At 68.8% G+C, this 25,208-nt stretch carries 23 protein-coding genes; 11 read left to right on the top strand and 12 right to left on the bottom strand.

Annotation, left to right across the window (positions count from 1 at the left end; translation table 11 throughout):
• Positions 1 to 9 precede the first annotated feature (9 nt).
• The 3 genes from BKA15_RS17960 to BKA15_RS17950 all read right to left on the bottom strand — a co-directional run bounded on the left by BKA15_RS17960 (position 10) and on the right by BKA15_RS17950 (position 3,969).
• On the bottom strand, positions 10 to 2,841 hold the full coding sequence (locus tag BKA15_RS17960; protein WP_179753002.1) for a helix-turn-helix transcriptional regulator: 2,832 nt from the start codon (positions 2,839 to 2,841) through the stop codon (positions 10 to 12).
• A gap of 79 nt (positions 2,842 to 2,920) precedes the next feature.
• Positions 2,921 to 3,226: a hypothetical protein gene (locus BKA15_RS17955; RefSeq protein ID WP_179753000.1), complete on the bottom strand. Its 306-nt coding sequence runs from the start codon at positions 3,224 to 3,226 to the stop codon at positions 2,921 to 2,923.
• A 134-nt stretch (positions 3,227 to 3,360) separates the two neighbouring features.
• Positions 3,361 to 3,969 carry an acyl-CoA-like ligand-binding transcription factor gene (locus BKA15_RS17950; protein WP_218871432.1) on the bottom strand — a complete coding sequence of 203 codons (609 nt, stop codon included), beginning with the start codon at positions 3,967 to 3,969 and terminating at the stop codon, positions 3,361 to 3,363.
• 105 nt (positions 3,970 to 4,074) lie between these two features.
• On the opposite strand from BKA15_RS17950, the gene BKA15_RS17945 reads away from it, so the two are divergent.
• Entirely contained in the window at positions 4,075 to 4,965 is an 891-nt protein-coding gene (locus tag BKA15_RS17945; protein WP_179752996.1) for an SDR family oxidoreductase, read from the top strand.
• 59 nt (positions 4,966 to 5,024) lie between these two features.
• A complete protein-coding gene (locus BKA15_RS17940; RefSeq protein WP_179758539.1) occupies positions 5,025 to 6,497 on the top strand; it encodes an AAA family ATPase in 1,473 nt (490 codons plus the stop codon).
• 28 nt (positions 6,498 to 6,525) lie between these two features.
• Here the strand turns inward: BKA15_RS17940 and BKA15_RS17935 are convergent, their stop codons facing one another.
• Complete coding sequence (locus tag BKA15_RS17935) at positions 6,526 to 7,353, bottom strand: phytanoyl-CoA dioxygenase family protein (protein ID WP_179752994.1); 828 nt, start codon at positions 7,351 to 7,353, stop codon at positions 6,526 to 6,528.
• 113 nt (positions 7,354 to 7,466) lie between these two features.
• Between BKA15_RS17935 and BKA15_RS17930 the strand changes: the two genes are divergently transcribed.
• Positions 7,467 to 7,994, top strand: a complete 528-nt coding sequence (locus BKA15_RS17930) for a helix-turn-helix transcriptional regulator (protein WP_179752992.1) — start codon at positions 7,467 to 7,469, stop codon at positions 7,992 to 7,994.
• Positions 7,991 to 8,377 carry a hypothetical protein gene (locus BKA15_RS17925; protein ID WP_179752990.1) on the top strand — a complete coding sequence of 129 codons (387 nt, stop codon included), beginning with the start codon at positions 7,991 to 7,993 and terminating at the stop codon, positions 8,375 to 8,377. The genes BKA15_RS17930 and BKA15_RS17925 overlap by 4 nt, the downstream gene beginning before the upstream one ends.
• On the opposite strand, the gene BKA15_RS17920 is transcribed toward BKA15_RS17925, so the two are convergent.
• Positions 8,352 to 9,365 carry a Gfo/Idh/MocA family protein gene (locus tag BKA15_RS17920; RefSeq protein ID WP_179752987.1) on the bottom strand — a complete coding sequence of 338 codons (1,014 nt, stop codon included), beginning with the start codon at positions 9,363 to 9,365 and terminating at the stop codon, positions 8,352 to 8,354. The two genes, BKA15_RS17925 and BKA15_RS17920, sit on opposite strands and share 26 nt — an antisense overlap.
• Positions 9,358 to 10,152 carry a ThuA domain-containing protein gene (locus BKA15_RS17915; RefSeq protein WP_179752985.1) on the bottom strand — a complete coding sequence of 265 codons (795 nt, stop codon included), beginning with the start codon at positions 10,150 to 10,152 and terminating at the stop codon, positions 9,358 to 9,360. Before BKA15_RS17915 ends, BKA15_RS17920 begins: the two co-directional genes overlap by 8 nt.
• A gap of 208 nt (positions 10,153 to 10,360) precedes the next feature.
• Here BKA15_RS17915 and BKA15_RS17910 point away from each other — a divergent pair, with 208 nt between their 5' ends.
• Together BKA15_RS17910 and BKA15_RS17905 are read left to right on the top strand one after the other, a co-directional pair.
• Positions 10,361 to 11,377 (top strand): LacI family DNA-binding transcriptional regulator, encoded by a 1,017-nt coding sequence (locus tag BKA15_RS17910; RefSeq protein WP_179752984.1) that lies wholly within the window; start codon positions 10,361 to 10,363, stop codon positions 11,375 to 11,377.
• A 103-nt stretch (positions 11,378 to 11,480) separates the two neighbouring features.
• Positions 11,481 to 12,716: a DUF418 domain-containing protein gene (locus BKA15_RS17905; protein ID WP_179752982.1), complete on the top strand. Its 1,236-nt coding sequence runs from the start codon at positions 11,481 to 11,483 to the stop codon at positions 12,714 to 12,716.
• Here BKA15_RS17905 and BKA15_RS17900 read toward each other — a convergent pair.
• Together BKA15_RS17900 and BKA15_RS17895 are read right to left on the bottom strand one after the other, a co-directional pair.
• Positions 12,689 to 12,946, bottom strand: coding sequence for a hypothetical protein (locus BKA15_RS17900; RefSeq protein ID WP_179752980.1), 258 nt, complete (start codon positions 12,944 to 12,946; stop codon positions 12,689 to 12,691). The genes BKA15_RS17905 and BKA15_RS17900 overlap by 28 nt on opposite strands.
• A gap of 59 nt (positions 12,947 to 13,005) precedes the next feature.
• On the bottom strand, positions 13,006 to 13,215 hold the full coding sequence (locus BKA15_RS17895; protein WP_179752978.1) for a hypothetical protein: 210 nt from the start codon (positions 13,213 to 13,215) through the stop codon (positions 13,006 to 13,008).
• A 71-nt stretch (positions 13,216 to 13,286) separates the two neighbouring features.
• Between BKA15_RS17895 and BKA15_RS17890 the strand changes: the two genes are divergently transcribed.
• The gene (locus BKA15_RS17890) at positions 13,287 to 13,790 is read left to right on the top strand and encodes a GNAT family N-acetyltransferase (protein WP_179752975.1); all 504 of its coding nucleotides are present in this window, start codon (positions 13,287 to 13,289) and stop codon (positions 13,788 to 13,790) included.
• 339 nt (positions 13,791 to 14,129) lie between these two features.
• On the opposite strand, the gene BKA15_RS17885 is transcribed toward BKA15_RS17890, so the two are convergent.
• The 4 genes from BKA15_RS17885 to arfA form a co-directional block, all read right to left on the bottom strand.
• Positions 14,130 to 15,446, bottom strand: coding sequence for a family 43 glycosylhydrolase (locus BKA15_RS17885; RefSeq protein WP_179752973.1), 1,317 nt, complete (start codon positions 15,444 to 15,446; stop codon positions 14,130 to 14,132).
• A 22-nt stretch (positions 15,447 to 15,468) separates the two neighbouring features.
• The gene (locus BKA15_RS17880; protein ID WP_312879102.1) at positions 15,469 to 16,395 is read right to left on the bottom strand and encodes a glycoside hydrolase family 43 protein; all 927 of its coding nucleotides are present in this window, start codon (positions 16,393 to 16,395) and stop codon (positions 15,469 to 15,471) included.
• A 120-nt stretch (positions 16,396 to 16,515) separates the two neighbouring features.
• On the bottom strand, positions 16,516 to 18,744 hold the full coding sequence (locus BKA15_RS17875) for a glycoside hydrolase family 43 protein (RefSeq protein WP_179752969.1): 2,229 nt from the start codon (positions 18,742 to 18,744) through the stop codon (positions 16,516 to 16,518).
• A 37-nt stretch (positions 18,745 to 18,781) separates the two neighbouring features.
• A complete protein-coding gene (arfA, locus tag BKA15_RS17870) occupies positions 18,782 to 20,386 on the bottom strand; it encodes an arabinosylfuranosidase ArfA (protein ID WP_179752967.1) in 1,605 nt (534 codons plus the stop codon).
• Positions 20,387 to 20,839: 453 nt separating this feature from the next.
• On the opposite strand from arfA, the gene BKA15_RS17865 reads away from it, so the two are divergent.
• From BKA15_RS17865 to BKA15_RS17850, 4 genes are read left to right on the top strand one after another with little or no spacing between them, the layout of a single operon-like run.
• A complete protein-coding gene (locus BKA15_RS17865; RefSeq protein WP_179752966.1) occupies positions 20,840 to 22,183 on the top strand; it encodes an ABC transporter substrate-binding protein in 1,344 nt (447 codons plus the stop codon).
• A complete protein-coding gene (locus tag BKA15_RS17860; protein WP_179752964.1) occupies positions 22,183 to 23,169 on the top strand; it encodes a carbohydrate ABC transporter permease in 987 nt (328 codons plus the stop codon). The genes BKA15_RS17865 and BKA15_RS17860 overlap by 1 nt, the downstream gene beginning before the upstream one ends.
• The gene (locus BKA15_RS17855) at positions 23,166 to 24,056 is read left to right on the top strand and encodes a carbohydrate ABC transporter permease (RefSeq protein ID WP_179752962.1); all 891 of its coding nucleotides are present in this window, start codon (positions 23,166 to 23,168) and stop codon (positions 24,054 to 24,056) included. The genes BKA15_RS17860 and BKA15_RS17855 overlap by 4 nt, the downstream gene beginning before the upstream one ends.
• 16 nt (positions 24,057 to 24,072) lie before the next feature.
• Positions 24,073 to 25,074 carry a LacI family DNA-binding transcriptional regulator gene (locus BKA15_RS17850; RefSeq protein WP_179752960.1) on the top strand — a complete coding sequence of 334 codons (1,002 nt, stop codon included), beginning with the start codon at positions 24,073 to 24,075 and terminating at the stop codon, positions 25,072 to 25,074.
• Positions 25,075 to 25,208: the final 134 nt, after the last annotated feature.

The raw sequence follows: 25,208 nt of genomic DNA, 5'->3' as shown, positions 1-25,208 counted from the left end.
CCGCTGCTTTTATGACTGGTCGGCGGATAGGTGGTGGGCTAGGGCGGCGGCTTCGCCGCGGTTGGTGACGCCGAACTTGGTCAGGATGTTCGAGACGTGGACGCTGGCCGTCTTCGTACTGATCACCAGCTCGCGGGCGATCTCGCCGTTGGTCCGGCCCTTCGCGACGAGGGTCAGCACCTCGCGCTCCCGCGGGGTCAGGCCGTCCAGCGGGCCGGCCGGGGCACTCGACTCCTCGGTGGGTACGAGACCGGCGCGGCGGCCCGCCTCGCGCAGGGCGCCGACCAGCAGGCCGGAGCCGAGGGTGGTCGCCGCGGCGGTGGCGTCGGTGATCACCTCGGCTGCGGCTTCGCCGGCGTCGGCCAGCACCTGGGCCAGCCGCAGGCCGACGTACGGACGAATCACGACCGGGCCGTCGGAGCCGTCCGTCGCGGCCCAGGCCCGGCGCCAGAGATCGATGGTCCCCTCGAGTTCGGCCTCGATGACGGGCTCCCAGAAGCCGCGGATCGTCATCGGCAGGCTGCGCCGGAGATGGTCACGGACGACCTCGCCCCGTTCCCCCGGCCCGCCGTCCAGCAGTCGGGCGGCCCAGGCGGCGACGGCCAGCGGCTCGAACACCATGCCGCCGTGCAGGCGGTCCCAGTGCCGCAGGATCTGACCGGTCGCTCGCCAGGTCCGGTCCGGGTCCTCGGTCCAGCGGCCCAGCCACAGCTCCAGGCCGAGCGCCATCATCCCGTACTGCGGCGACGTGAGGTCCTCGGTGATCATGGACCGGAACTCGGCGAGCAGTTGGTCGGCGGCCGCCACGTCGCCCCACCACAGGGTGAGCCAACCCCGGATCATCCGGAGATGGGTCCGGTGTTTCGCCGGCGGCTCCAGCCGCAGGGCGGTGTCGACGATCCGGCCCGCCTCGGCCCAGTCGCCGAGGGCCAGCAGCGGCCAGGCGGCGTTGCCCGCCAGCATCGCGCCCATGGTCCGGTCCAGGCCGAGACCGTAGGCGGCGTCGATGCCGGCCCGGGCCGTGGCGGCCGCGGTCCGGTAGCGGCCGGCCCAGTACTCGGCGTCCGAGCCGTTGATGTAGTACCTGATCATGGTCGACGCGTCGCCGCGGGCGAGCGGTTCGGCGAGCGCCAGTTCGGCCAGCCCGGCCTCTTCCTGCCCGGCGGCGACCAGGACGCTGCCGGCCGAGTTGTGTCCGTGCGACTCCAGGGCCGGCAGGCCGAGCCGCCGGGACAGGTCGATCAGTTCGCGGGCGACGGCGAGCCCCTCGACCTGGTCGCCCAACTCCAGCATCACGTCTATCGCCAGCCGGTTCAGCGCCTCGACCCGCAGCGGCGTCGGCGGGTCGGCCGGCACCAGGGCCACCGCCTGCCGGGCCGCCGCGACACTGCCCGGGCGGATCAGGGTGGTCAGCAGCCTGGCCTTGATGATCAACCGAGCCGCCCTGCCCTCATGATCGTCGGGCGCGGACTCGGCCAGCGACTCGTTGATCAAGGCCAGCGCCCGCTCCGGCTCGACCGCGGCCTGGGCCTGCTCCGCCGCCGCCTGCAGCACGTCCGCCCGCGGGCCGGCGATCGTCTCCGGCGCCTCCACCTGGTCCCACAGCTCCAGCACCCGGTCATACATCAGCAGCGACTCGTGGGCCGCCACGTCGGTCGTCCGGGCCGCCCGCAGCGCCCAGCAGAAGGCGAGTTTCTGATCATGAGCACCGAACCAGTGCCGCGCGATCTCGGTCACCCGGATCCGCTCCGGAAGGTGGGTCAGACCCTCCAGAACCGTTGCGTAGTTGGCGTGCAGCCGGGCCCGCTGACCGGGCAGCACGTCCTCGTTGATCGTCTCCTGCAGCAGGGCGTGGCTGAACACGTAGCCGGTCTCGTCGGTTCGCAGCACCTGCGCGTCGGTCGCCTCGCGGAGTGCGGCGTCGAGCTCGGTCGCCGTCGTCCGGCCGGCGGCCCGGGCCACCCCTTCGAGGACGGTGTGATCAACCCGGATGCCGCCGATCGCCGCAATCCGGAGCACGGCCTGGGTCTCGTCCGACAGGGCCTGGATCCGCAGGCCCAGGGCATCGCGCAGGCTGTCCGGAAGCGCGTCCCGGCCGTCCTGGCTGGAGCGGGCCAACTCCTCGATGAAGTACGGCACGCCCTCGCTGCGCTGCATGATCAACTCGATCATGGTCTGGTCCGGATCCCGGCCGATCAGGTTGATCAACAACTCGGTGACCTCGTCCCGGGACAGCCGGGGCAGCTCGATCCGGCGTACCTGCGGCAGCCGGCCGATCTCGGCCAGGAAGGTCCGCACCGGATGGCGCCGGGTCAGCTCGTCCCGGCGGAAGGTCATGATCATCAGCACCGGCGCGTCGACCAGGGCGCGGGTCAGAAAGCCGAGCAGTTGCCGGGTGGACTGATCGGCCCAGTGCAGATCCTCGATGATCAAGACGAGCGGCCGGACCCGGCTGGCCTGCTCGATCACGTGCGCGACCGCCTCGTACAGCTGAAGTCGCAAGGTCTCCGGCGCCACCGGGGTGGCCACCAGGTCCGGCAGCAGCGCGGACAGCCCGCCCCGGGACGCACCGGCCCAGGCGAGCACCCGGTCCGCACCGTGTACGTCGATCATCCGGCGCAGCAACTGACTGATCGGGGCGTAGGCCAGCCCCTCCAGCGGCACACACTCGGTCAGCTCGACGGCGACGTCGGCGCCCACCAGCCGGCTCGCGAAGGCGTGCACCAACGTGGTCTTGCCGCCGCCGGTGTCGCCGCCGACCAGGATCAGTCGACTGCTGCCACCGGCGACGGCTCCGAGCTGGCGGTGCAACTCCTCGAGTTGCGGCTCGCGACCCACCATGCGCTTCGGCATGTTATGTCCGAATCTCGTACCGCCCGGACGATCCATGCGTCCATCGTGTCATCACGGCGAGCTCCGCTCAGATCCCGTTGACCCGGCCGGTCCCGACCAGTTCGCGGGCCGACGCCTTCGGCCCCGTCTCGACCGGTTCCTGCTGCGGGGCCGGCTCCGGCTGCTGAGCCGGTTCCGGCTGCGGGGCGGGCTCCGGCGTCGGCTGAAACCCGGCGGGGTTGCGGCGCCGACGCTTGGCGAAGTGCCGCTGCAGCCAGTTCGGCCGGCCGGCCAGGGCCTCGCGCGCCAGTCGGTCCCGTTCGGCCTCCGCGGTCAGCTCAGCCACCCGCTGGGTCACTACGGCGGTGATGAAGTAGTCACTGTTGAGGCTCATCGGAGTACCTTCCACATCGTTCTTTCTCGATGTATCCAGACTCGGTCTAAGCCCCGGTCCCGCACATGAGTCAACTGCCCGATCTTTGCCGACCCGGGCACCTCAGTCGGCGCCTAAGGTACCTAAGGCAGCGACTAAGGTCCCCCGTCGGCACTGGTCAGGGAGGCCGGACCGGCCTCGAGGTGAGCCAGGCCGCGGTGCACGGAGCCGATCAGGTCCCGGTCGCCCCGGTCGAACGCGGCGAACAGGCTGGCGATGATCGTGCCCACCACGGCCCCGGTCCAGGCGACCACGGCCTCGTCGTCCGCCGGCCGCCCGACCCGCCGGCCGATCACCTCGGCGAACACCGGCAGGGTCGTCTCGATCTGGGCCGAGGCGGCGGCGCGCAACTCCGGCACCTCGCTGACCAGTCGCCAGCGGCTGGCCTCCAGCGCCAACTCCTCCGGACTGAGCGCCTCCAGCACCTCACGCAGCGCGTTCCGCACGGCCCGGAGCGGCGGCACGTCGGCCGGCTGGGCCAGGATCGCGTCGACGGCCAGCGGATCGAGCCGGTCGTACAGCACGGTGTCGGTCTTGGTCGGGAAGTAGCGGAAGAACGTGCTCGGCGAGACCTCGGCGGCGGCCGCGATCTGCTCCGTCGTGGTGCTGCCGTACCCCTGCTCCCGGTAGAGCCGGAGTGCGTGCTGCTGGATCGCGGTCCGGGTGCGCTGCTTCTTGCGCTCGCGCAGCCCGGGCGGATTCATGCCCGCCATTGTCGCCGCCGGGTCAGACCGAAGCAATGTGACAGTGACTTTTAAATGATGGTAACTGTCATTATTCTGGAGGTACGAACACGACGAGGAGGACGCATGAGGGACATCTCGGGCCGAACGGTCTTCATCACGGGCGGCGCGCAGGGCATCGGGCTCGGCATGGCGAGGGCGTTCGTCGAGGCCGGGGCGAACGTCGCACTGGCGGATCTCGACGAGGCTCGGGTGAGCGCGGCCGCGGCGGAGTTGAACGACCTGACCGGTCGACCGGAGGCGGCGGCGGGCTACCGGCTCGACGTCCGTGACCGAGCGGCGTACGGACGGGTGATCGACGAGGTCGAGCAGCGGTTCGGGCCGATCGAGGTGCTCTGCAACAACGCCGGCCTCGGTACGTTGGCGAAGGCCGGCGACCTCAGCTGGGACAACTGGGACCTGGTTCTCGGCGTGAACCTCGGCGGCGTCGTCAACGGCGTCCAGCTCGTGCTGCCGCGGATGATCGCCCGTGGCGGTCCCGGCCACATCGTCAACACGGCGTCCGGCGCCGGCCTGATCGCGAGCCCGAACCTGACCTACGCGACGAGCAAGTTCGCGGTCGTCGGGCTCTCCGAGTCGCTGCGGCAGCAGCCCGAGCTGACCGAGAACGGGATCGGCGTGACCGTGCTCTGCCCCGGCTTCGTGGCCACCGACGTGATCCGCAACAGCGCCCGGATCGAGGGCCGCGAGGACGATCCGCGGGTGGCGGTCGCGGAGACCCTGCTCAAGGAGCGCGGACTGTCCCCGGACGAGGTCGGCCGCCAGGTGCTCGACGCGGTCCGGTCCGGCGAGCTGTACGTGATCACCGACCGCTACATCGCGCCGGTGCTCGAGCAGCGCTTCCAGCTGATCTTCGACGCACTGCCGTCGGAGACCGAACGGGACCGGGAGTTGGCGCCGGACATCAAGACCCGGCTGGCCACCCTGGTGCCGCCCCTGGTCGGCGCCGATCGCTGACCCGAACGCGGGATGCTAAAGTACACTTTAGTAAACTGTACTTTAGTAAAGCGAGGGTGATGGAGAAGCCGCCATCGGTGTTCGATCGGCATCAGGAGTGGGCCGGGCTCACCGACTTTCTGCCGGCCCCCGGCTCGGCCGCGGGCGGCGCGACCCTGGGGGTGGTCTCGGGCCGGCGACGCCAAGGCAAGAGCTTCCTGCTCCGCGCGCTCACCGAGGCCGCCGACGGCGTCTATTTCGGCGCGACCGAGGCCACCGAGGCCGAGTCGATCCGCCAGTTCACCCGCTCCATCGCGCAGCAGACCGGCTCCGTACCTGGGGCGGATGTCCGAACCTGGGACGACGCGATCCGATACCTGTTCACCAGCGTTCGGGGCCGCCCACGGCCCGTGGTGATCGATGAGTTCCCCTTCCTCATCGCGCCCTCGCCCGCCTTGCCCTCGATTCTGCAGCGCGAGTTGGGGCCGGGCGGTTCCGGCGCCGACAGCAGTGCTCGACTGATTCTCTGCGGCTCCGCTCTTTCGGTCATGGGGCGGCTGCTCTCCGGGACCGCACCACTGCGCGGTCGCGCAGGCCTGGAGTTGATCATGAGACCGTTCGGCTATCGCGATGCGGCCGAGTTCTGGGGACTCAGCGATCCACATCTCGCTCTTCTGGTGCACGCGGTCGTCGGCGGCACTCCTGCCTATCGGTACGAGTTCAACCGCGGCGATGTGCCAGCCGGTCTGGACGACTTCGACGCCTGGATCGTCCGGGTCGTCCTCAACCCGCAAGTCCCCCTGTTTCGAGAGGCGCGCTACCTGCTCTCGGAGGAACCGGACATCAGGGATCCGGCGCTCTATCAATCCGTCCTTGCGGCCATCGCCGCGGGCCATTGCACCAACGGTGGGATCGCGAGCTACGTCGGGCGGAAGGCGGCCGAGATCGCCCACCCGCTCCGCGTGCTCGAGGATTGCGGCTTGACGGAGCGGCAGCCCGACACGTTCGGCGCCAAGCGCGTCCAGTATCGGATCAACGAGCCCTTGATCATCTTCTATGAGGCGATCATGCGAACCCGCTGGGCAGTTCTGGAATCGGGCCGGGCCGCAGAGGTCTGGCGGTCGGTCGAGCACACGTTCAAGGCTCAAGTGCTCGGACCCCATTTCGAAAGCGTCTGCCGTAGCTATGTTCGCGATCATGATGTCGACCTCCTCGGCGAGTTCGCGAACCGCGTGGGCAACGCCGTGGTCAACGATCCCGCAGCCCGCAGCCAGATCGAGATCGATGTGGCGGTGACCGCCGCCGAACAGTCGGAGCGGCCACGCGTCCTCGCCTTGGGGGAGGCGAAGTGGGCCGAGAAACTTGGCCTCAGCCAAGTCCGCCGTCTTCATCGGGCCCGGGATCTCTTGGCACAAAGAAAACTTGACGTCGACGACACCCACTTCCTGCTCTTCAGCGGGGCGGGTTTCACCCAGGAGGTCCAGGCGATGGCCGCGACCGACCCACGACTGCACCTGATCACTCTGGAACAGCTCTATCGCGATGCGGCCTGACCTGAACGCATGATGATGATCATGATCGTCAGTGGAAGCCGCGGAATCTCGGGCTCTCCTCGCCGCACGGACCGCCCCAGGCGGTGGTCTCCTTGGTCACCGGATTGCCGTCGAAGTCCATCATGTGCGGCAGGTACCAGCCGCCGATGTGGGTGGCGCTGACCGGCATGTAGTGGCTGATGAAGGAGCGCCGCCACTCGTTCTCGGTGGCGTTCGGGCCCGAGCCGTGGATGACGCTGCCGGTGAAGAACAGCATGTCACCGGGAGCGAGGTCCAGGCCGACCGGCTCATGGCCCGGCGGCGGCGCGACGTAGTCGTCGACGAAGCTGGTCGACAGGTCGGCGTCCTCGGGGCACGCGAGGTCCATCGTGTGGGTGCCGGGGCAGACCTGCAGGCCGCCGTTCTCCGGGTACGAGCGGTCGACGGCGAGCCAGGCCGCGATGCAGGTGTACGGCTGCACCAACAGGTAGTAGTTGTCCTGGTGGAAGGCCTGGCCGCGGGCGCCCGGCGGCTTGAAGTAGAACATCGTCTGGCAGCCGATGACCTCCTCGCCCATCAACTGCCGGAGCACCCGCTGCACCCGGCGATCGAGGTAGAGGTCGACGTTGGCCGGGTCGAGCTCGTGCGGGTGCATCACCCGCGGGTACCGGCCGAGCACGTCGGTCGCCTCCGGGTCGTACGCCCAGTGCCCCTCGATCGGCTCCCGCCGCTCCGCCAGCCGGTCGAACCGGTCCCGGATCGCACCGACCTCCTCGGCCGAGAACAGGCCCCGGGCCACGTGGTAGCCGTCGGCCTCCCAGGCCCGGAATTCCTCGTCACTCAGCGGAAGCGCCCGCTCGGACTGCACGCTCGTCATGATCACCATTCTCCGCGGAGTGATCACCGGCGAACCATGGAAGATCCCGTCAAGGCACCTGGAAGATTCCGCCGCAGCTTGGTTGCGACATATCTCGGAGATACATTGGTTGCGTGAAGTACTTCATCCTGGGCCTGTTGCTGGCTCAACCGCAGACGCTGTACGACCTGCACCGCCGGTTCGCCTCCGGGATCTCGCACATCTACGCGGCCAGCTTCGGCAGCATTCACCGCGCACTGCGCCAGCTGGCCGACGCGGGCGAGGTCGCCGTGGTCGGGACCCCCGACACGGCCCGGGGCAAGAAGCGTTATCGGGTCACCGCTCGCGGCAGGCGGACCTGGCTGGACTGGATGCGGACGCCCGGGTCGACCGAGGACACCGAGCTGGCCGCCCTGGCCCGGGTGTTCCTGCTCGGCCTGGTCGACGATCCGGACCAGCGTCACGAGGTGCTGCGCAGGCTCCACCAGCGGGCCGTCACCGATCACCGGTCGTTGCAGCAGGTCAAGACCGCCCTCGAAGCCGATCATGAAACCGGCCGCTATCCGCGCCGGGTGCTGGACTTCGGCCTGAGCGCCGGTCAGGGGCTGGTCGACTGGCTGGCCGAGCTGTTGTCCGAGACGCCGGCCGGAGCCCGACCATGATCACGGTCGCGCTGATCGTCGCCCTGACCCTGCTGGCCGGGCTGGCCGTGATGCAGGTGCTGCTGATCGCGGGAGTGCCCCTGGGATCGATCGCCTGGGGCGGTCGGCATCGCGTGCTGCCGAGCCGGCTGCGGTGGGCCGCCGTCGTCGCGCTCGGCCTCTATACGGGCTTCGCCGCCCTGCTGTTGAGCCGGGCCGGGGTGCTGCCCGGCAGCACGCTGCCCGTGATCATGGTGCTGACCTGGATCCTGTTCGGCTACTGCGTCCTGAGCATCGTGCCGAACGTGATCTCCCGGAGCCGCAACGAACGCATCGTCCAGGTCCCGGTCAGCACACTGCTCAGCGCGAGCGTGTTGATCATCGCCCTCGGTCCGACGGGGTGAGGTCGGCCAGGGCGACGGTCGTGCCGGTCTGGCTGGACCGGACCGCGGCCTCGACCATGGCGACGCTGTTGATGTTGGTACGGGCCTCGCTCTGCGGCGCCGCCCCGGTTCGGAGAGCCTGCACGAACTCGGCCAGGCTGCCGGCGATCTGCTCCGGCTCGGTGCCGACCTCGGACGGGATCGCGGTGCCGTCGGCCAGCTCCGCGACCGGAGCATGATCACCGTCCCAGCGGGCCGTGCCGGCGGCGGTGCTGGCCCGCCAACTGCCGTTCCAGGAGGTCTCCAGGCCGGGCGAGCACCAGCTGCCGACGAAGGTGAACACCGCGCCGCCGGCGAACTCGAAGGTGGCCTCGGCCGCCGCGTTGCCGGCGTACCAACTCCAGGACGGGTTGAAGGAACGGCAGCGGACCGACACCGGCTCGGCACCGATCAGCTTCCGGGCCAGGTCGAACTGGTGGATCGCCATGTCCACCAGCAGCGGTTCGGCCATCGCGTCCCGGAACCCGCCGAAGTGCGGCGCCTTGAAGAACTCGCAGGTGAGCAGCTCCGGCGGGCCCAGCTTGATCAACTGTCGCTCGAACGCATGCAGGGTACGGAAGTAGCGCCGGGACTGGGACACCATCAGCAGCCGGCCGGCCGCCGCGGCGGAGTCGATCATGGTCCGGCACTCCGCGACCGACGGCGCCAGCGGCTTCTCGCAGAGCACCGCCAGACCCCGTTCGAGGGCCTGCTCGGACACCGAGAGGTGCGCCTCCGGCACGGTGACGTTGATCAACGCGTCGGCCCCGACGCGCTCGAGCAGGTCCGGCACCGAGCCGGCGACCTCGATGCCGGCGAAACCATGATCGGCCGCGGCGGCCTCGGCCACCGCGGGATCCAGGTCGACCAGGCCGACCAGCCGGACGTCCGGGTTGGCGGCGATCGTCCGGAGCCAGGCCCGGCCCATCCCGCCGGCGCCGGCCTGAATCAACCGGAGCGGCTCAGCCATCGGCACCTTCCTCGGTCGACTCGCTCTTGATCGCGCCCGTGTAGCCGTGGCCGTTGAAGAAGTCGTCGGTCTCGTACCGGAGCAGCACCGGGATCTTCCGCTCGAGTTCCGGTCGGGCCCACTCGACGCCGTTCGCGATCACCGTCCGCACGTCCGCGTGGTGGTAGACCGGGTAGTCCTGATCACCGGGCGAGAAGAAGAAGATCTTGCCGCGACCGCGCCGGAACGTGCAGCCGGACCGGAACACCTCGCCGCCGGTGAACGAGGAGATGAAGATCAACTCGTCCGGCGTCGGGATGTCGAAGAACTCGCCGTACATCTCCTGCTCGTCGATGATGATCGGGTTCGGCACGCCCTGGGCGATCGGGTGGGTCGGGTTGACGGTCCAGACCAGTTCCCGGTCCTGTTCGCTGCGCCAGCGCAGCGTGCAGGTGGTGCCCATCAGCTTGCCGAAGATCTTGGACCAGTGTCCGGAGTGCAGCACCAGCAACCCGAGGCCGGACAGCACGTGCTCGTGCACCCGTTCGACCACGGTGTCGGAGACCTCGCCGTGCGCCGCGTGGCCCCACCAGACCAGGACGTCGGTGTTGGCCAGCACGTCGTCGGTCAGGCCGTGGTCCGGCTCGTCCAGGGTGGTCGTACGCACCTCGGCCCGGTCGCCGAGCCTCTCCGTGATCCCCTCGGCGATCGTGGTGTGCATGCCGTTCGGGTAGATCTCCCGGACGTGCGGCTCCACCTGCTCGTGCCGGTTCTCGCCCCAGACGAGCACCCGTACCGGTGCGGTCATGTTCACTCCCCTGTTTCCTTGATCATTTCACGGCGCCGCCGGCGAATCCGACAGCCCCTTCGCTGGTACTCGTGCGCCTAACCGCTCCGGCACCCCGTGGATCTGTGCGAGAGTGGAAGGAGAGGGATTAAAGCGCTTAACCTTGGCGCAGGTTCGATCCTGCAACGACCGGTTCGGCGCTGTCAAGGGTGTGCAGGAGGTCTACGAGATGGTCACCATGCGCGATGTCGCCGATCGGGCCGGCGTCTCGATCGCCACGGTCTCGTTCGTCGTCAACGGCACCAAGCCGGTCGCCGCCGACACCCGGACCCGGATCGAGCAGGCCATGGCCGACCTCGGCTTCCGGCGCAACGCCGTCGCCCGCGCGCTGGCCAGCCGGCGGACCCACATCCTGGCCATGGCGTACCCGGCGCTGGACCACGATCTGAGTTCGTCGGCGCTCGAGTTCTTCACCAGCGCGGCCGCCACTGCAGCGCGGCTCGATCATCATCTGGTGCTCTGGCCGGTCAGCAACGACGCGGCCGAACTGAAGGAACTGATCGGCGAAGGGCTGGTCGACGGGGTGCTGCTGATGGAGGTCCAACTGGACGATCCCAGGGTCGCCGTCCTGGAGGCGGCCCGGATGCCGTTCGCGCTGATCGGGCGGACCGCCGACCCGACCCCGTACGTGCACGTCGACATCGACTTCGACGCCACCATCCGGGAGGCGGTCGCGCATCTTCACGAGCTCGGCCACCGGCGGCTGGTGCTGGTCTCCGGCGACCGGTCCGACCCGGGCATGATCGACTACGGCCCGTACGTGCGCTCCGAGGCCGCCTTCCAGGCCACCGCCGAGGCGTACGGCTTGGAGCCGACCATCCTGCGCTCCGGTACGACAGCCGCCGCCGGCCGTGAACTGGCCGGGCGGCTGGCGCATGATCATCCCGACGTGACGGCGGTCATGATCATGAGGGAGTACGCCTCACTGGGCCTGGTCTCCGAACTTCGCCGGACCGGCCGCGACATCCCGGGCGACATCTCGGTCCTCCCCCTGGTCGCCTCCCGCGAACTGCCGTCGCTCAGCGATCCCGCCCTGACGATCATGCGGTCACCCGGACCGGAACTCGGCCGGCTCGGCGTCGAGTCCTTGATCACCCTGGTAGCGGGCGGCAGCGTTCCACCACCTCAGCTCATCCCCTGCCGGCTCGAGATCGCCTCGTCGACCGCACCCCCGCCCGAGTCCTGAAGCTCTCGGCGACGCGGCTCGGCCGGCACCCACCCTTGATCGACTTACGTCGTAAGTCTATGGTTGCTTACATTGTAAGCTTCTCGAGAGGGTGGGTGAGCGGATGAACGGATCGGCGCCGGCCGGGCGGATCGTCGCGCCGGACCTTGCGCGCGGGCTGATGCTGCTGCTGATCGCCCTGGCGAACGTGTCCTGGCACCTGTACGGGGCGCCCACGTCCGGACTCAGCGCCCATCGGGCCGGCGCCTCCGGACCGGAGGCGATCTGGCAGAGCATCGCGATCACGGTGATCGACGCGCGAAGCTATCCGCTGTTCGCATTCCTTTTCGGGTACGGCATCTGGCAGCTGTACACCCGCCAGCAGCGGCACGGTCAGGACGAGCGAGCGGCGCGCCGGCTGTTGCAGCGACGACACCTGTGGCTGATCGGGTTCGGCGCGGTTCATGCCGCCCTGCTCTGGTATGCCGACGTCCTCGGCGCCTACGGCCTGATCGGGCTGATCGTGGTCGGGCTGTTTCTGCGGCGCCGGGACCGGACCTTGATCGCCTGGATCGTCGTGCTCGGCGGAATCCTGGTCCTGCTGGCGATCGCCGCCCTGATCGCCGGAATGATCATGCCGCCCGAGGCCGCCCGGCTGGAGTTGACCGGCCCGCAACTGGCCGCGATCACGCCCTACCTCGACTCCGTACTGCCCCGACTCCAGCTGTGGCTGCCGGTGACGGTCGGGCAGGGCGTGCTGGGCCTGGTGGTCCCGCTGGCGGTGTTGATCGCCATCCTCTGCGCCCGGCACCGCGTCCTCGAATCACCCGGTGCCCACCGGGGAGTCCTGACCCGGGTCACGGTCGTCGGCATCGCGATCGGCTGGGCCGGGGCGACACCGTCGGTCCTGGTGCACCACGGGGTGCTGAGCCTGCCGCCGTGGGCGCCGCTGCTGCTGCACGGCTGCACCGGCCTGTTCGCCGCCCTCGGGTACGCGGCCGGCTTCGCCCTGATCGCCGCCCGCATCAGCCCGGCCCGGCCGGCCGGTCCCGTCGTCGGAGCGCTGACCGCCGTCGGCCGGCGATCGCTGTCCAGCTACCTGCTCCAGTCGGTGATCTTCGCCCCGCTGTTGAGTGCTTGGGGCCTCGGGATGGGCGGTCGGCTCACCGAGTGGCAGGCGGCCCTGGTCGCCGTGGCCACCTGGCTCCTGTCCGTGGCCCTCGCCGTCGCCCTCGACCGAGCCGACCGCCGCGGCCCGGCCGAGTGGCTGCTCCGCCGGCTGATCTACCGAACCAAGATCACGAACACATCAGGGCCGCCGGACCGGCGCCCTCACGAGACAGCCGTCCACCCGTCGTAGTCCCGCTCCAGCCGGCCCTTGAGCCGCGGCCAGGCGTCGGCGCCGGCGGGCTCGAGCGGGAGCAGCTCGGTGCGATCGTCGAGGAACCGCCGATAGCCCCAGCTGAACCCGACGACCGGCGTGAGCTCGCGGCCGACGACGTCGATCAGGAACGCGTCGGCCAGCCAGTCGAGGTCGAGATGATCAGGATTCGCCGGTGCGTCGGCGAACGTCGGGTGATAGCCCTGCACGTACAGCGGGTGGCCGTCGATCTCCTCATCGATGGTCTCCCCGTTGCGGACATGCCGGATCAGCTGGATCCAGGAGAACCACCCGGCCGGCCCTCCCCACCGAACTCCACCTCGGCCGTGAGCACCGGAAACCCCCTGAACGCCTCATGATCGAAGTTCTTCGCCACCCGATCATGCCCGGTCGCGTACGGATCGTCATTCGCCCGAACCTTGATCACGATCCGCCCATCCCGACCTCTGGCCCGGAACGGCAGCATCAGCGTCGACATGCGATCAAGGTACCGGCCAGGCACCGATAAATGGGGCACGAGAAGGCCGGCGGCCCGTCTAGCCTGCCGTGGTGGCTATTCGCGTGGGCAGGGCTGACGATGCGGAGGCACTCCAGCAAGTGGGCTTCTCCGGCACACCGGTCGACGTCGTGCGTGGGTGGCTGGATCCGCCGCAGGGTCCGGACCGTGTGCTGCTCGTGGCCACCGACCAGAACGACGTCGCGATCGGCACCTGCACGCTGACCCGCCGCCGGCACCGGATGGAACGGCACCGGGCAGAGATCGGCGGGTTCGTCATCAGAGCCGATCACCGAGGTACCGGGGTCGCCCGGAAACTGGTCGAGGGCTGTGCCGCCTTCGCACGTGAGCTGTGGTCATCGCAGACCCTCGAACTGGGCGTCCGCGGAGGAACGCACGCCGAGGACGCCTATCGCGGCCTCGGCTTCACCGAATGGGCACGGTTCCCCGGTGGCCTCCGAGATCGAGACGCCACCTACGACGACGTGCGAATGTTCCTCCCCGTGGGCGACGACCCGAGCGCAACTGTCGTCATTCCTCCACACCCGGAGCACTAGACGCCGATTCCGGGGCGAACTGGTCGAACTGAGGAGGTTTGACGACAGCGATCCGACTGCGCCACCTGCCAGGACAACGCCCACCCTCGGCACCACGCAACGCGATCGGTTGCAGCAGTCGTCACGACCACACCAGCGCTCGGCTCAAGCCCGTTCCCCCCCCCGGGGATCGGCGGCCGGAAGCGGGAATCTTGGGGGTGGGGGTCTGTGCGCGGGCGTGGATGGGACTGGCCGTCGAGCGCCCACAGAATGGCGGCAGCGGCACAGAATCACCGCGCGCGACTGGTTGTCCGCGCACAGACCCCCACCCCCAAGATTCCCGCGGCACGAACCCTCCCCCTACGCCACCTCGATCTGATCAATCTCAGCCCACCGCGAGAGATGAGTCAGCCGAATCGTGTTGGCTCCCGCCTTCAGGCGCACGTCGACCGACACCTCGCTCCAGTTCTCCCAGCCGCGATCCGGATAGTTCACAGTCACCGGCTTCCCTCCATTGATCGACATCGCGTGGCTGGCGTCCCCGTACCCGGCGGCATAGCTGATGTGGACGGTGTAGTCACCACCGACCGGCACGTGCACGGTGGACTCGACCCACGAGGTCGGGTTGTCGATCTTGGCGACGACCTCGCCCTCGGAGGCGGTGGAGGTCTGCCGGACGACGCAGTCGTTGAGCTTGCCGCGTTCGGCCTCGTACCGGACCCGGGAGCCGCGCATCACCGGGTTCCCGCCGAACCAGCCGAGCTTGGCGGTGTACATGCCGCGTCCGCCCTGGGCGAGATGGCCGTGGAACCAGATCCGGTTGTCGATCACGTCCTGCCCGCCGGGTCCGTTCACGGCGCCGTCGACGCTTTCCGTGGTGAGCAGGGGCCGGTAGGCGCGGGTGTAGGTCCCGCGCAGGGTCGCCGACCGCGCATAGCTGGTGTGGTAGGTGCCCTTCGTGTAGACGCCGGCGGAGAAGAAGAGGACGTACCCCTCGGGCCGCTTGACCAGCGTCGGCGCCTCGATCACGCCCTGGTCGGTCGGCGCGCTGTTGCGAAGCAGTTCGGTCCGCTCGCCGATGAAGTTGAGGCCGGTCTCGTCCACCTCCTGCAGCCAGAGGATCGCCGGCTTCTGCACCGCGTTGCCGTCGTTCTTGTACAGCAGGTAACGCTTCCCGTCGCTGTCGACGAAGCTGGACGGGTCGATGTCGCCGCCCTCGTCGGGGTTGCAGACGAGCGGGGTGTCCTCGCTGGTGGGAATGAACGGGCCGTTCGGGCTCGCGGCGGTCGCGGCGCCGAGGCACATCCGGCCGCTGGCGGTGTGCCGGCCGGTGAAGTAGAGCAGCCAGCTGCCGTCGGGTCGCTGGGAGACGTCCGGGGCCCAGAACCCGTGATTGGCCCGGGCCCAGGCCGGTTTGTGATCAAGGGCGTTGCCGACGATCGTCCAGGGACCGTCCGGTTCCGGCGCGGTGGCGTGCGGAACCGTGCCGATCCCTCCCGAACTGGTGGCGTACGCGTGCCAGGTCGTGCCGTCGAAGACGATGTCGGGATCCGGGAAGTCGCGGTTGATCTGGACAGCCGGGGCGACGGTGCCCGCGGCGTGGGCGGGACTGGCCGGCAGTAGCGTCGCGGCCAGACAGAGTGCGGCACCGGCAATGGCGGCGGTACGGATGCGCATGATCATCTCCTCGCTGGGTCGGTCAGGGGCGGATCGGGTAGTCGGTGCGCGGCGGTTCGACGGTCACGGTGCCGTCGTCGCCGAAGGTGACCTCGCTGAGCCACATCATCCGGCCCGGGATCGATTCGCCGACGGCGTCCGGGGCCCAGCCGTGATAGACCGTCCAGACCCGGCCCTCCTTGGCGAACAAGGCGTTGTGGCCCGGGCCGGCGGCGACATCGTTGCCGACCAGGATCGGTTCGGGTTGCTTGGTGAACGGCCCGAGCGGGTTGTCGGCGGTGGCGATGCCGACGGCGTAGTCCGGCGAGGTGAAGCCGTTGCCGGAGTAGAACATGTAGTAGGTGCCGTCCCGCTCCCAGAGGAACGGGCCCTCGACCAGCGGTCCCTCCCACGGCTGGTCCTGCTTGAACAGCTGCCGGGGTTCGCCGACCAGCTCGGTGCCGCTCTCGTCCAGCCGCTGCACCGAGATGTAGCTGTCCACGCCGACGTGGTTGCCGTCGTTCTTCCAGTACAGGTAGCGATTCCCGTCCCGGTCGACGTACGGGTGCGCGTCGATGCTGCCACCTTGATCGGATTCGCAGATCAGCGGGCCGTCATGATCATCGACGAACGGTCCGCCGGGCGCCTCGCCGATCGCCAGGCCGATGCATTGATGGTCCGGCTCGGGCGCCCTGGTCGTGTAGTACATCAGGTAGCGGCCGTCCGGGTGCCTGATCACCTCCGGCGCCCACACCTTGCCCGGCGTGCTCCAGTCCGGCAGCTTCGGCAGTGCGTCCGGGCCCTGTTCCCAGGTGATCAGGTCGGTGCTGATCAAGGTCTGCACGTTGGCGCCGTTGCCGTTGGTGGCGTACGCCCAGTACTTGCCGTCCTCGTTCGGCGCCCCGTCCGGCCCGGTCAGGATCAGCGGGTCGGGGAAGTTGCTGGCGTAGACCGGATTGGTGAAACCCACGGGTGACTCCTCGAGATCGATCGGTCGTTGGGTGGTGTCCGTGCACCCGGCCATGATCGACACTCCCGCGATGATCATGGCCGGGATACGCTTCGACAGGCTCAGCGCACGTTTCAAGGGTCAGTCCACGGCATAGAACCGCAGGTAGTCGAACGAGGCGACGGTGGCCGGGCTGGCGCCGCCGTGGGCAACCAGGCCGATCTTCGGTGCCTCGCCGGCCGGCAGGGCCCAGGTGGCACCCCAGGTCCAGTGCTCGCCGTCCCGCGAGCTGGCCGCCCGGTAGAGGTGCTCACCGGCCGCGTTCTGGTGGTACGCGAGCCGGAGCCAGGTCGTCTTCGCCGGGGTGCCGATCATGGCCGCCCCGTACGACAGCCGGCCCGCGTCGTTGCCGACCAACTCGCGGCCGTACTCCACCTGCCGGGTGTTCCAGATCGCCACGCTGCACAGGCGGGCCAGGTCGTTGTCATTGCGATAGACGACCAGACCGGCCTGCTGATAGTTGCGCACCGTGTTGGCACCAAGATCAAGTTCGACCTTCGCCTCGGCGATCCAGGATCCCTGCGGTGCCGTGCGCAGCAGCGCGCCGGCCTGATTGCCGGTGCCGACCAGGTCGCCGGCCTGCACCGGCCAGTCGAACGTCCCGTTGTTGATCTTGGCGGCCGGGTCCTCGCGGAGCCAGGTCCAGCCGTCCAGGGCGTCGTCGTCGAACTCGTCGGACCAGAGCAGGTCGCCGGTCTCCGGCGTCGGCACCAGCTTACGCGCCTGGTCCGCGACCGGGCGCACGGTGAGGTTGTCGATCACCGCGTCGCCGGCCAGGACCACCGGCGCCGCCGGCAGTCGCAGCCCGCGTGCCGTGAGCCGGACTTCGGCGCCCGGATCGGCGAGATCGGACTCGCCGATCGATGCGGTCACCTGATCACCGTCGACCTCGACGATCACGGTGCGCCAGGTGTCGGACTCGGTCAGCTTCGCCGTTCCGGTGCTCCGGCCGGCGATCACGCGCAGTTCGTCGCCCGGCTCGGCGGAGACCACGACCCGGTCCCGGCCACCGCCGAGCACCACCGTGAACTCCTCGTCGGTGCGGAAATCGAACCGCACCCTGGCCTCGGACCGCGGCGCGTCGGCCTTGGTCCTCGCGGCGCCGTCCAGCAGCGCGGTCGCACCGGCTTGATCATCGTCGGGCCCGGACTTCAGCCCGAGGAAGCCGCGGGCGGCCGGGTCGTCGGCGACGATCCCGAGCCCGGACGTGGTCACCGGTGCCGGCTGCGGACCGTCGCTCGGTCCGGCCCCGGCGCGGGTCCGCGGCCAGCCGTCGATCCAGTCGATCCGGTCCAGCAGCATCGGCCGCCGGTTGATCCCGAACGGGTTGCTCAGCCACGGTTCGTTGCGGTCGATCGCGTGGTAGACGATCCAGTCCCGGCCCTCGGCGTCGGTGGCGATCGCGTGATGGCCGGAGCCGATCCAGCGGTTGCCGTTCTGGGTGATCATCGTGGTGCCGCCGACGTGCGAGTCGAGCAGCGAGATCCCGTCGGCGTCGACGAACGGGCCGAGCGGGCTCTTCGACCGGCCGGCGAACACGGAGTAGCCGGTGGTCGGGCCGGCGCAGCAGTTCGCCGACGACCCCATCAGGTAGTACCAGCCGCCGCGCCGGACGACGTAGCCGCCCTCGTACCGGTTGTCGATCGCGACCTGGGTCAGTTCACCGGTCGCGGTCAGGCCGTCGGCGCTGATCTTGCTGGCCCAGATGCCGCCGTGGTAGCCGCCGAAGTAGAGGTACTGATCACCGTTGACGTCGGTGAAGCCGGCCGGGTCGATGGTGCCGAGGAACGTGCCGCCACTCGCCCGCGGCGCGATCACCGGCGCGTCGGTCGGCGTCCACGGTCCCGTCGGCGTCGGCGCCGTGGCGACACCGATCGCCTCGTCCTCACCCGGGTTCAGCACGGTGTCGATCACCGTGTAGTAGAGCACGTACTTGCCTTGGATGTAACGGATGTCCGGTGCCCACAGGAACGAGTTCGGCGTCGCCCAGGAGGGCCGGTTCGACTCGTTGAAGACGGTGCCCTGGTAGTCCCAGGTGATCCAGTCCTTGGTCCGGGCAATGTGCATCACCCCGTACGGATCACCGGCGCGGAGCGGGTCGGCGGTGGAGTACGCGTACCACCAGCCGTCCTTGCCCAAGATCACCGCCGGGTCGGCGAAGGTGTCGGCGAAGCTGTCGCTGATCGCGTTCGTGTAGCGGCCCGGCTTGGCCTGGTCGGCCGCGGCCGGGCCGGCCAGGGCGAGCCCGGCGATCACGGCCGCCGTAGCGACCATGATCAAGAGGGTACGGATCGGGCGGGGTCTGATCATCGTTGATCTCCTCGTCGTACAAAGGGGGTTGGGTCAGTCAGCCCTCGGAGCGTGAGCTGGTGGCGATGCGGATGCAGTGCCAGGAGGCGGCCGGCAGGACGCCGGTCAGCCGCCCGTCGTTGAGAGTGGAGGCGCCCGGCTTCGGGACCACGCGGTCCGGCTGCTCGGGCGAGTTGTAGGCGCGACGTTCGTCGTCGGCGATGTGCAGGTGCTCGATGATCTTGAGATCGGCGAACGCGCCGAGGTCGACGGTGAGGTCGAGATCACGGGCCCGGTCCCGGTTCGCGGCGAAGATCACCAACTCCCCCGCGTCGGCGTTCCAGACCGTGGTCGCGTGCAGCGCGCCGACCTCGCCGTACCGCTGGGTGTCGATGCCGGGTCCGCTGACGGCGGGCTGCAGTACCACGCCGTGGGCGTACTTCGCCGTCAGCGCGAACGGGTGGAAGATCGTCTGGCGCCAGGCAACACCGCCGGGCGCGGTCAGGATGGGGGCGATCACGTTCACCAGCTGGGCCTGGCAGGCGATCGCGACCCGGTCGGTGTGCCGGATCAGCTCGATCAGCAGGCTGCCGATGACGACCGCGTCCTCGACGTCGTAGACGTCCTCGATCAGCGCCGAGGTCTCCCGGATCTCGAGCTTCCGCTCGCCCTCCCAGCGCTTCTGGAACCAGACGTTCCACTCGTCGAAGCTGATCATGATCTTCTTGTCCGACTTGCGGGCGGCCGCGACATGATCGGCGGTCGCCACCACCGAGGAGATGAAGCGGTCCATGTCCTCGGCGCTGGCCAGGAACGAGTCGTGATCACCGTCGATCGGCTCGTAGTACGCGTGAGCCGAGATGTGATCGACCAGGTCGATGCAGCGGTCCAGCACGATCCGTTCCCAGCTGCCGAACGTCGGCATCGAGCGGTTCGACGAGCCGCAGGCGACGAGCTCGAGCTTCTCGTCGAACCGCTTCATCGCGCGCGCGGTCTCCTCGGCCAGCCGGGCGTACTCCTCCGGCGTCTTGAAGCCCATCTGCCACGGGCCGTCCATCTCATTGCCGAGACACCAGACCCGCACGTCGTACGGGTCCGCATGACCGTTCTTGGCCCGCCGGTCGGCGAGCTCGATGCCACCCTCGGCGTTGCAGTACTGCAGCAGCTCGCTGGCCTCGGTGATCCCGCGGGTGCCCAGGTTGACCGCCATCATCGGTTCAAGATCAAGTCGCTGGCACCACTGCAGGAACTCGTCGGTGCCGACCTGATTGGTCTCGATCGTCTTCCAGGCCAGGTCCAGCCGCACCGGACGTTCCGAGCGCGGGCCGACGCCGTCCTCCCACTTGTAGTTGGAGACGAAGTTGCCGCCCGGGTAGCGGATGATCGTCGGGCCCAGTTCGCGAACCAACTCCGCCACGTCGGCGCGGAACCCGTACTCGTCGGCGGTCGGGTGCTCCGGTTCGTAGATCCCGGTGTAGACGCACCGGCCGAGATGCTCGACGAAGGAGCCGAAGATCCGGCGGTTCAGCGGGCCGACCCGGAAGTCCGGATCGAGCTTGATGCGTGCCGGTACCGGTGCTCCGGTGGCTCCGTCTGGCTGCTGGTGATCGGTCAATGTTCCTCCTCGAACCGGCCGGCCCGATGGCGGCCACCGGGACGTCATTCTCACAGGGAGGGTTAACCGTTGTAAAGATCCCTTCCGCCCTCGCGGAATGCCGCTCGAGCGGCTCGCCGGGGCGATTCGTAATCGTTGTAAAAGCGCCCCGCTGGGATCGTGGACCTGCTGAGATCCCGATTCGTGGATCGAAATCCCTAGTCAGATCGAGATTGTCGACAGGCGTCTGGATCAGGGCGGATGATCACCCGATCGGGATCGATCGACCGCTCCCGATCCGGTCGTCGGCCGGCTCGGCTCGGACCGTTGCGGCCGGGTGGGGTGCCGGGTATGGTCCCGAGTAATCGTTGTAAGTCAGGGTGATCGTTGCTGGCCGGCCTGCCGCGGGGACCGCCGGCACGCAGACGTCGCACGACGAGTTCGACGATCATGCCCGGGTTCACATGCTTCAGGGAGGAAGACATGGCGAAGGCCAACCCGTTCGGTACCACCGTTCCCCGCATGAGCGGGCCCTCATTCAGTGGAGGGGCGATCAGTCGGCGCGGCCTGCTCGGCGGCGCACTCGGCGCGGCGGCCCTCGGGCTGACCGCCTGTGGCCCCGGCTCCGCCGGTCGGCCCGGCCAGCAGGCGCCACCCACCGGCGACGGCGGCGCCAGCGGCTACGACGGCCCGCCGGTGACGCTTGCGTACTGGAACGGCCTGACCGGTGGTGACGGTCCGATCATGCGCAAGCTGACCGACACGTTCACCAAAGAGAATCCGAACATCAAGATCACCACCACGACGATCGAGTGGGCGGAGTACTACCAGAAGCTGCCGGCCGCGGTCAGCACCGGCAAGGGCCCGGACGTGGGCATCATGCACGCCGACACGCTGGCGACGAACGCGGCCCGTCAGGTGATCCAGCCGCTGGACGACGTCGCCACCGCGCTGAATCTCACCGAAGCCGACTTCATTCCGCTGGCCTGGCAGGGTGGCATGTACGACGGGAAGCGTTACGGCATCCCGCTGGACGTGCACCCGGCCGGCCTCTACTACAACAAGCGGGTGCTGGAGAAGGCCGGCGCGGATCCGGACAAGCCGCCGACCGACCACGACGAGTTCATGGCGATCTTGGAACAGTGCAAGTCCAAGGGGATCCAGGGCTTCTGGGTGTCCGCCCTCAGCGCCGGCGGCCTGCTCTCCCAGTCGCTGGTCTACCAGTTCGGCGGCCACATGGTCTCCGACGACGGCTCGGCGGTCGGCTTCGGCGACGAGCCGGCGATCAAGGCGATCGAGTGGCTCAAGTCCTTGATCGACAACGGCTACAGTCCGAAGAACGCCGCCGGTGACGGCGACCAGGTGTCGCTGAACAACGACAAGGGCGCGTTCATGATCAACGGCCCGTGGATGACGACGCCGTTGAGTGAGAACAAGAAGCTGGAATGGGGTTGCGCCCCGATCCCGGTGATCGGCGGTCAGCAGTTCACCTGGTCCGGCTCGCACCAGTTCGTGCTGCCGCGGCAGCAGAAGGCGGACGAGAACAAGACCAAGGCCGCCCGGTTCTTCGTCAACTGGATCTCCCAGCAGTCGATCTCCTGGGCCGGCGCCGGGATGGTGCCCGCGCGTAACTCGGTCCGCGACCTGCCGGAGTTCAAGGATCTTCCGTACGTCACCGAGTTCGCCAAGCAGGTCGACTACCTGCGCTTCGTCCCGCCGGTGCCCGGCATCTCCGATGTCATGGAGGAATGGGGTCCGGGGGTCAGTAACGCGATGCTCGGCCGGAAGCCGATCGCCGATGCGCTCGGCGAGGCCGCGACGAAGGGCAACAAGCTGCTGGAGTCGAACAAGAAGAAGTACGGCTGATGAGCGCCGCCGTCCAGGAGCAGACGAAACCTCGGACGGGTGCAGGAGCTCAGCATCGTCGGCGCGGCAGGCTGCGACTGCACCATCCGTTGACGCCGTACGCCCTGTGTGCGCCGTACGTGATCTTGCTGCTCACCTTCGTGGTCGGCCCGGCGATCTTCGGCATCTGGATCAGCCTGCACGACTGGGACTACCTGCTGCCGGAGAAGCCGTTCGTCGGAGCCCAGAACTACATCGACCTGTTCGATCCGGAGTCGGTGATCTCGGAGCGGTTCTGGGTCGGCATGACGAACACGGGGATCTTCACCGTGGCCAGCGTGCCGTTCCTGGTCGTGATCCCGCTCGGCGTCGCCTTGCTGTTGAACCGGCGGTTCCCGGCCCGGACGTTCTTCCGGGCGATGATCTTCGCGCCGTTCGTGCTCGGCGTCGCGGTGATCGGCGTCCTGTTCAACTACCTGCTGGAGACCGACTTCGGCCTGATCAACGCCGTGATCGAGTTCTTCTACCGGGCGTTCGACCTCGTGCTGCCGCTGGCTCCGTACGAGCCGATCGGCTGGACCCAGACCCAGCCGTGGGCCTGGATCGCCCTGGTCGCGATGACGGTCTGGTGGACCCTCGGGTTCAACACCGTGATCTACCTGGCCGGCATCCAGAGCATCCCGGCCGAACAGTACGAGGCGGCCGAGATCGACGGCGCCGGCGGCTGGGGCAAGCTCATCCACATCACGCTGCCGGGTTTGCGGATGGTGATGGTCTTCATCATCACGATCACGATCCTGGCCAGTGCCAATATGTTCGGCCAGTCCTATCTGGTGACGAACGGCGGGCCGGGTGACAGTACCCGCACCGCGATCATGGTGATGACCCAGGAGGGCCTGCGCGAGTTCAAGATGGGCTCGGCGTCGGCGATGAGCTACATCCTGGCGATCTTCCTGGCGATCATCGCCGTGATCAACTTCCTGGCCCTGAGGGAGCGCAAGCCATGACCACCTCGACCGAGACCGAACCGACCAGGGCCAAGCCGACCACCGGCCGTCGCCGAGCCTATCGCCGGGATCGCAACGGCCCGGCCTTCTGGGTCGGGTTGGTGATCTTGTCCCTGATCTTCGTGGTGCCGATCCTGTGGATGTTCCTCACCTCGTTCCGGACCCAGGTCGATGCCCGGCGGATTCCGATCACCCTGATCCCCGACGAGATCACGTTCCGGGCGTTCGAGATCATCTTCAACGAGGCGCAGAACCCGGTTCTGCTCTGGGCCTTCAACTCGCTGGTCGCGGCCGTGCTGCACTCGCTGCTGGTGTTGGCGATCTCAGCGATGGCGGCCTACGCGTTGGCCCGAATGCAGTTCCGCGGCCGGAATCTGATCTTCGTCGTGCTGATCGCCACGATGTTCATCCCGGGCTTCGTGTTCCTGATGCCGAACTATCTGCTGATGGACCGGCTGTACTGGCTGGACACGATCTTCGCCCTGGTGGTGCCCGGTGCCGCGGGCGCGTTCGGCGTCTTCTTCTTGCGCCAGTTCTTCCTCTCCATCCCACGGGAGTTGGAGGAGACGGCGCTGATCGACGGCGCCAACACCTGGACGATCCTGACCCGGATCGTGCTGCCGATCTCCCGGCCGGCGCTGGTCACCCTCGGCATCCTGGCCTTCCTCGGCAACTGGAACGACTTCGTCTGGCCGATCTTCGTCCTGTTCTCGCCGGAACGGATGACGCTGCCGGCCGGTCTGTCCAGTCTGCGCGGTGCGTTCGCGGTCGACTATCCGGTGGTGATGGCCGGTGCGACCGTCGCCGCGATCCCGGTGTTGATCTTGTACGCTTTCGTCCAGCGTTACGTCATCGAGGGTGTCGCCACCAGCGGCATCAAGGGCTGAGCCCGCGGAGGGTGGGATGGTTGCCCGGCTGAAGGATGTCGCCGAGTTGGCCGGGGTCAGCGTCAAGACGGCGTCGAACGTCGTCAACGAGTACGAACACGTCAGCCCGGCCACCCGGGCCAAGGTGCAGGCCGCGATCGAGGAGCTGCGCTACCGGCCCAACGTCAGCGCACGGCAGTTGAAGCACGGCCGGGCCGGCTTCATCGCGCTGGCGTTGCCGCAGCTGGACTCGCCGTACTTCGCCGAGCTCGGCGCCCGGTTCAGTGCGGCGGCCGCGAAGCTCGGTTCGCTGCTGCTGCTGGACGCGACCGGCGCCGAGCCGGAGGCCGAACGGCTGGTGCTGAACGGCATGCGGTCGCACGTGATCGACGGCATGATCTTCTCGCCGCTGGCGGTCGACGCCGACGAGATCGCCGACCGGGCCGACGACCTGCCGCTGGTGCTGCTCGGCGAGCGGGCCGTGCCGCCAGGATTTGATCATGTCGCGGTCGACTCGGTCGCCGCGTCACGGGCGATGACCGACCATCTGATCTCGCTGGGCCGGACCAGGATCGCCGCGATCGGCCGGGAGTCGGTGGCCGGCACCGCGTCGGTCCGGCTCGAGGGCTACCGGCAGGCGTTGGCGAGCGCCGGGCTGCCGTACCGGCCGGAGCTGGTGATCGGAGTCGCCCACTACGACCGGATCGACGGCAAGCAGGCGATGGAGCAACTGCTGGCCCTGCCGGAGCCGCCCGATGCGGTGTTCTGTTTCAACGACCTGATGGCGATCGGCGCGGTCCGGGCCTGCGTCGAGGCCCGGGTCGACGTGCCGGGCCGGATCGCCATCGCCGGCTTCGACGACATCGCGGAGGGGCGGTTCGGCAACCCGACCCTGACCACCGTCGCCGCCGATCTGGAGTTCCTCGCCGCCGAGGCGCTGCGGCTGCTGCTGGCCCGGATCGAGGAGCCGTCCCGGCCCGCCGAGTCGATCGCCGTGCCGTGGACCCTCCGGCTCCGCGAGAGCTCGATGGGCCGCTAGGGGCCAAGCCACAACGCTCCCTGAGCTTGTCGAAGGGCAAGTCAGATCGCGCCTGGCCCTTCGACAGGCACAAAGCTCTGGCCGATCGGACCGGGGTTCTGGCCGATCGGGGGCTCGTGCGAAGTCCGTTCCGC

This window comes from Microlunatus parietis, assembly GCF_013407955.1.
Lineage (GTDB): Bacteria > Actinomycetota > Actinomycetes > Propionibacteriales > Propionibacteriaceae > Microlunatus > Microlunatus parietis.
Note: the sequence above shows the minus strand (reverse complement) of the source record. Positions and strands in the feature narration are given on the sequence as shown.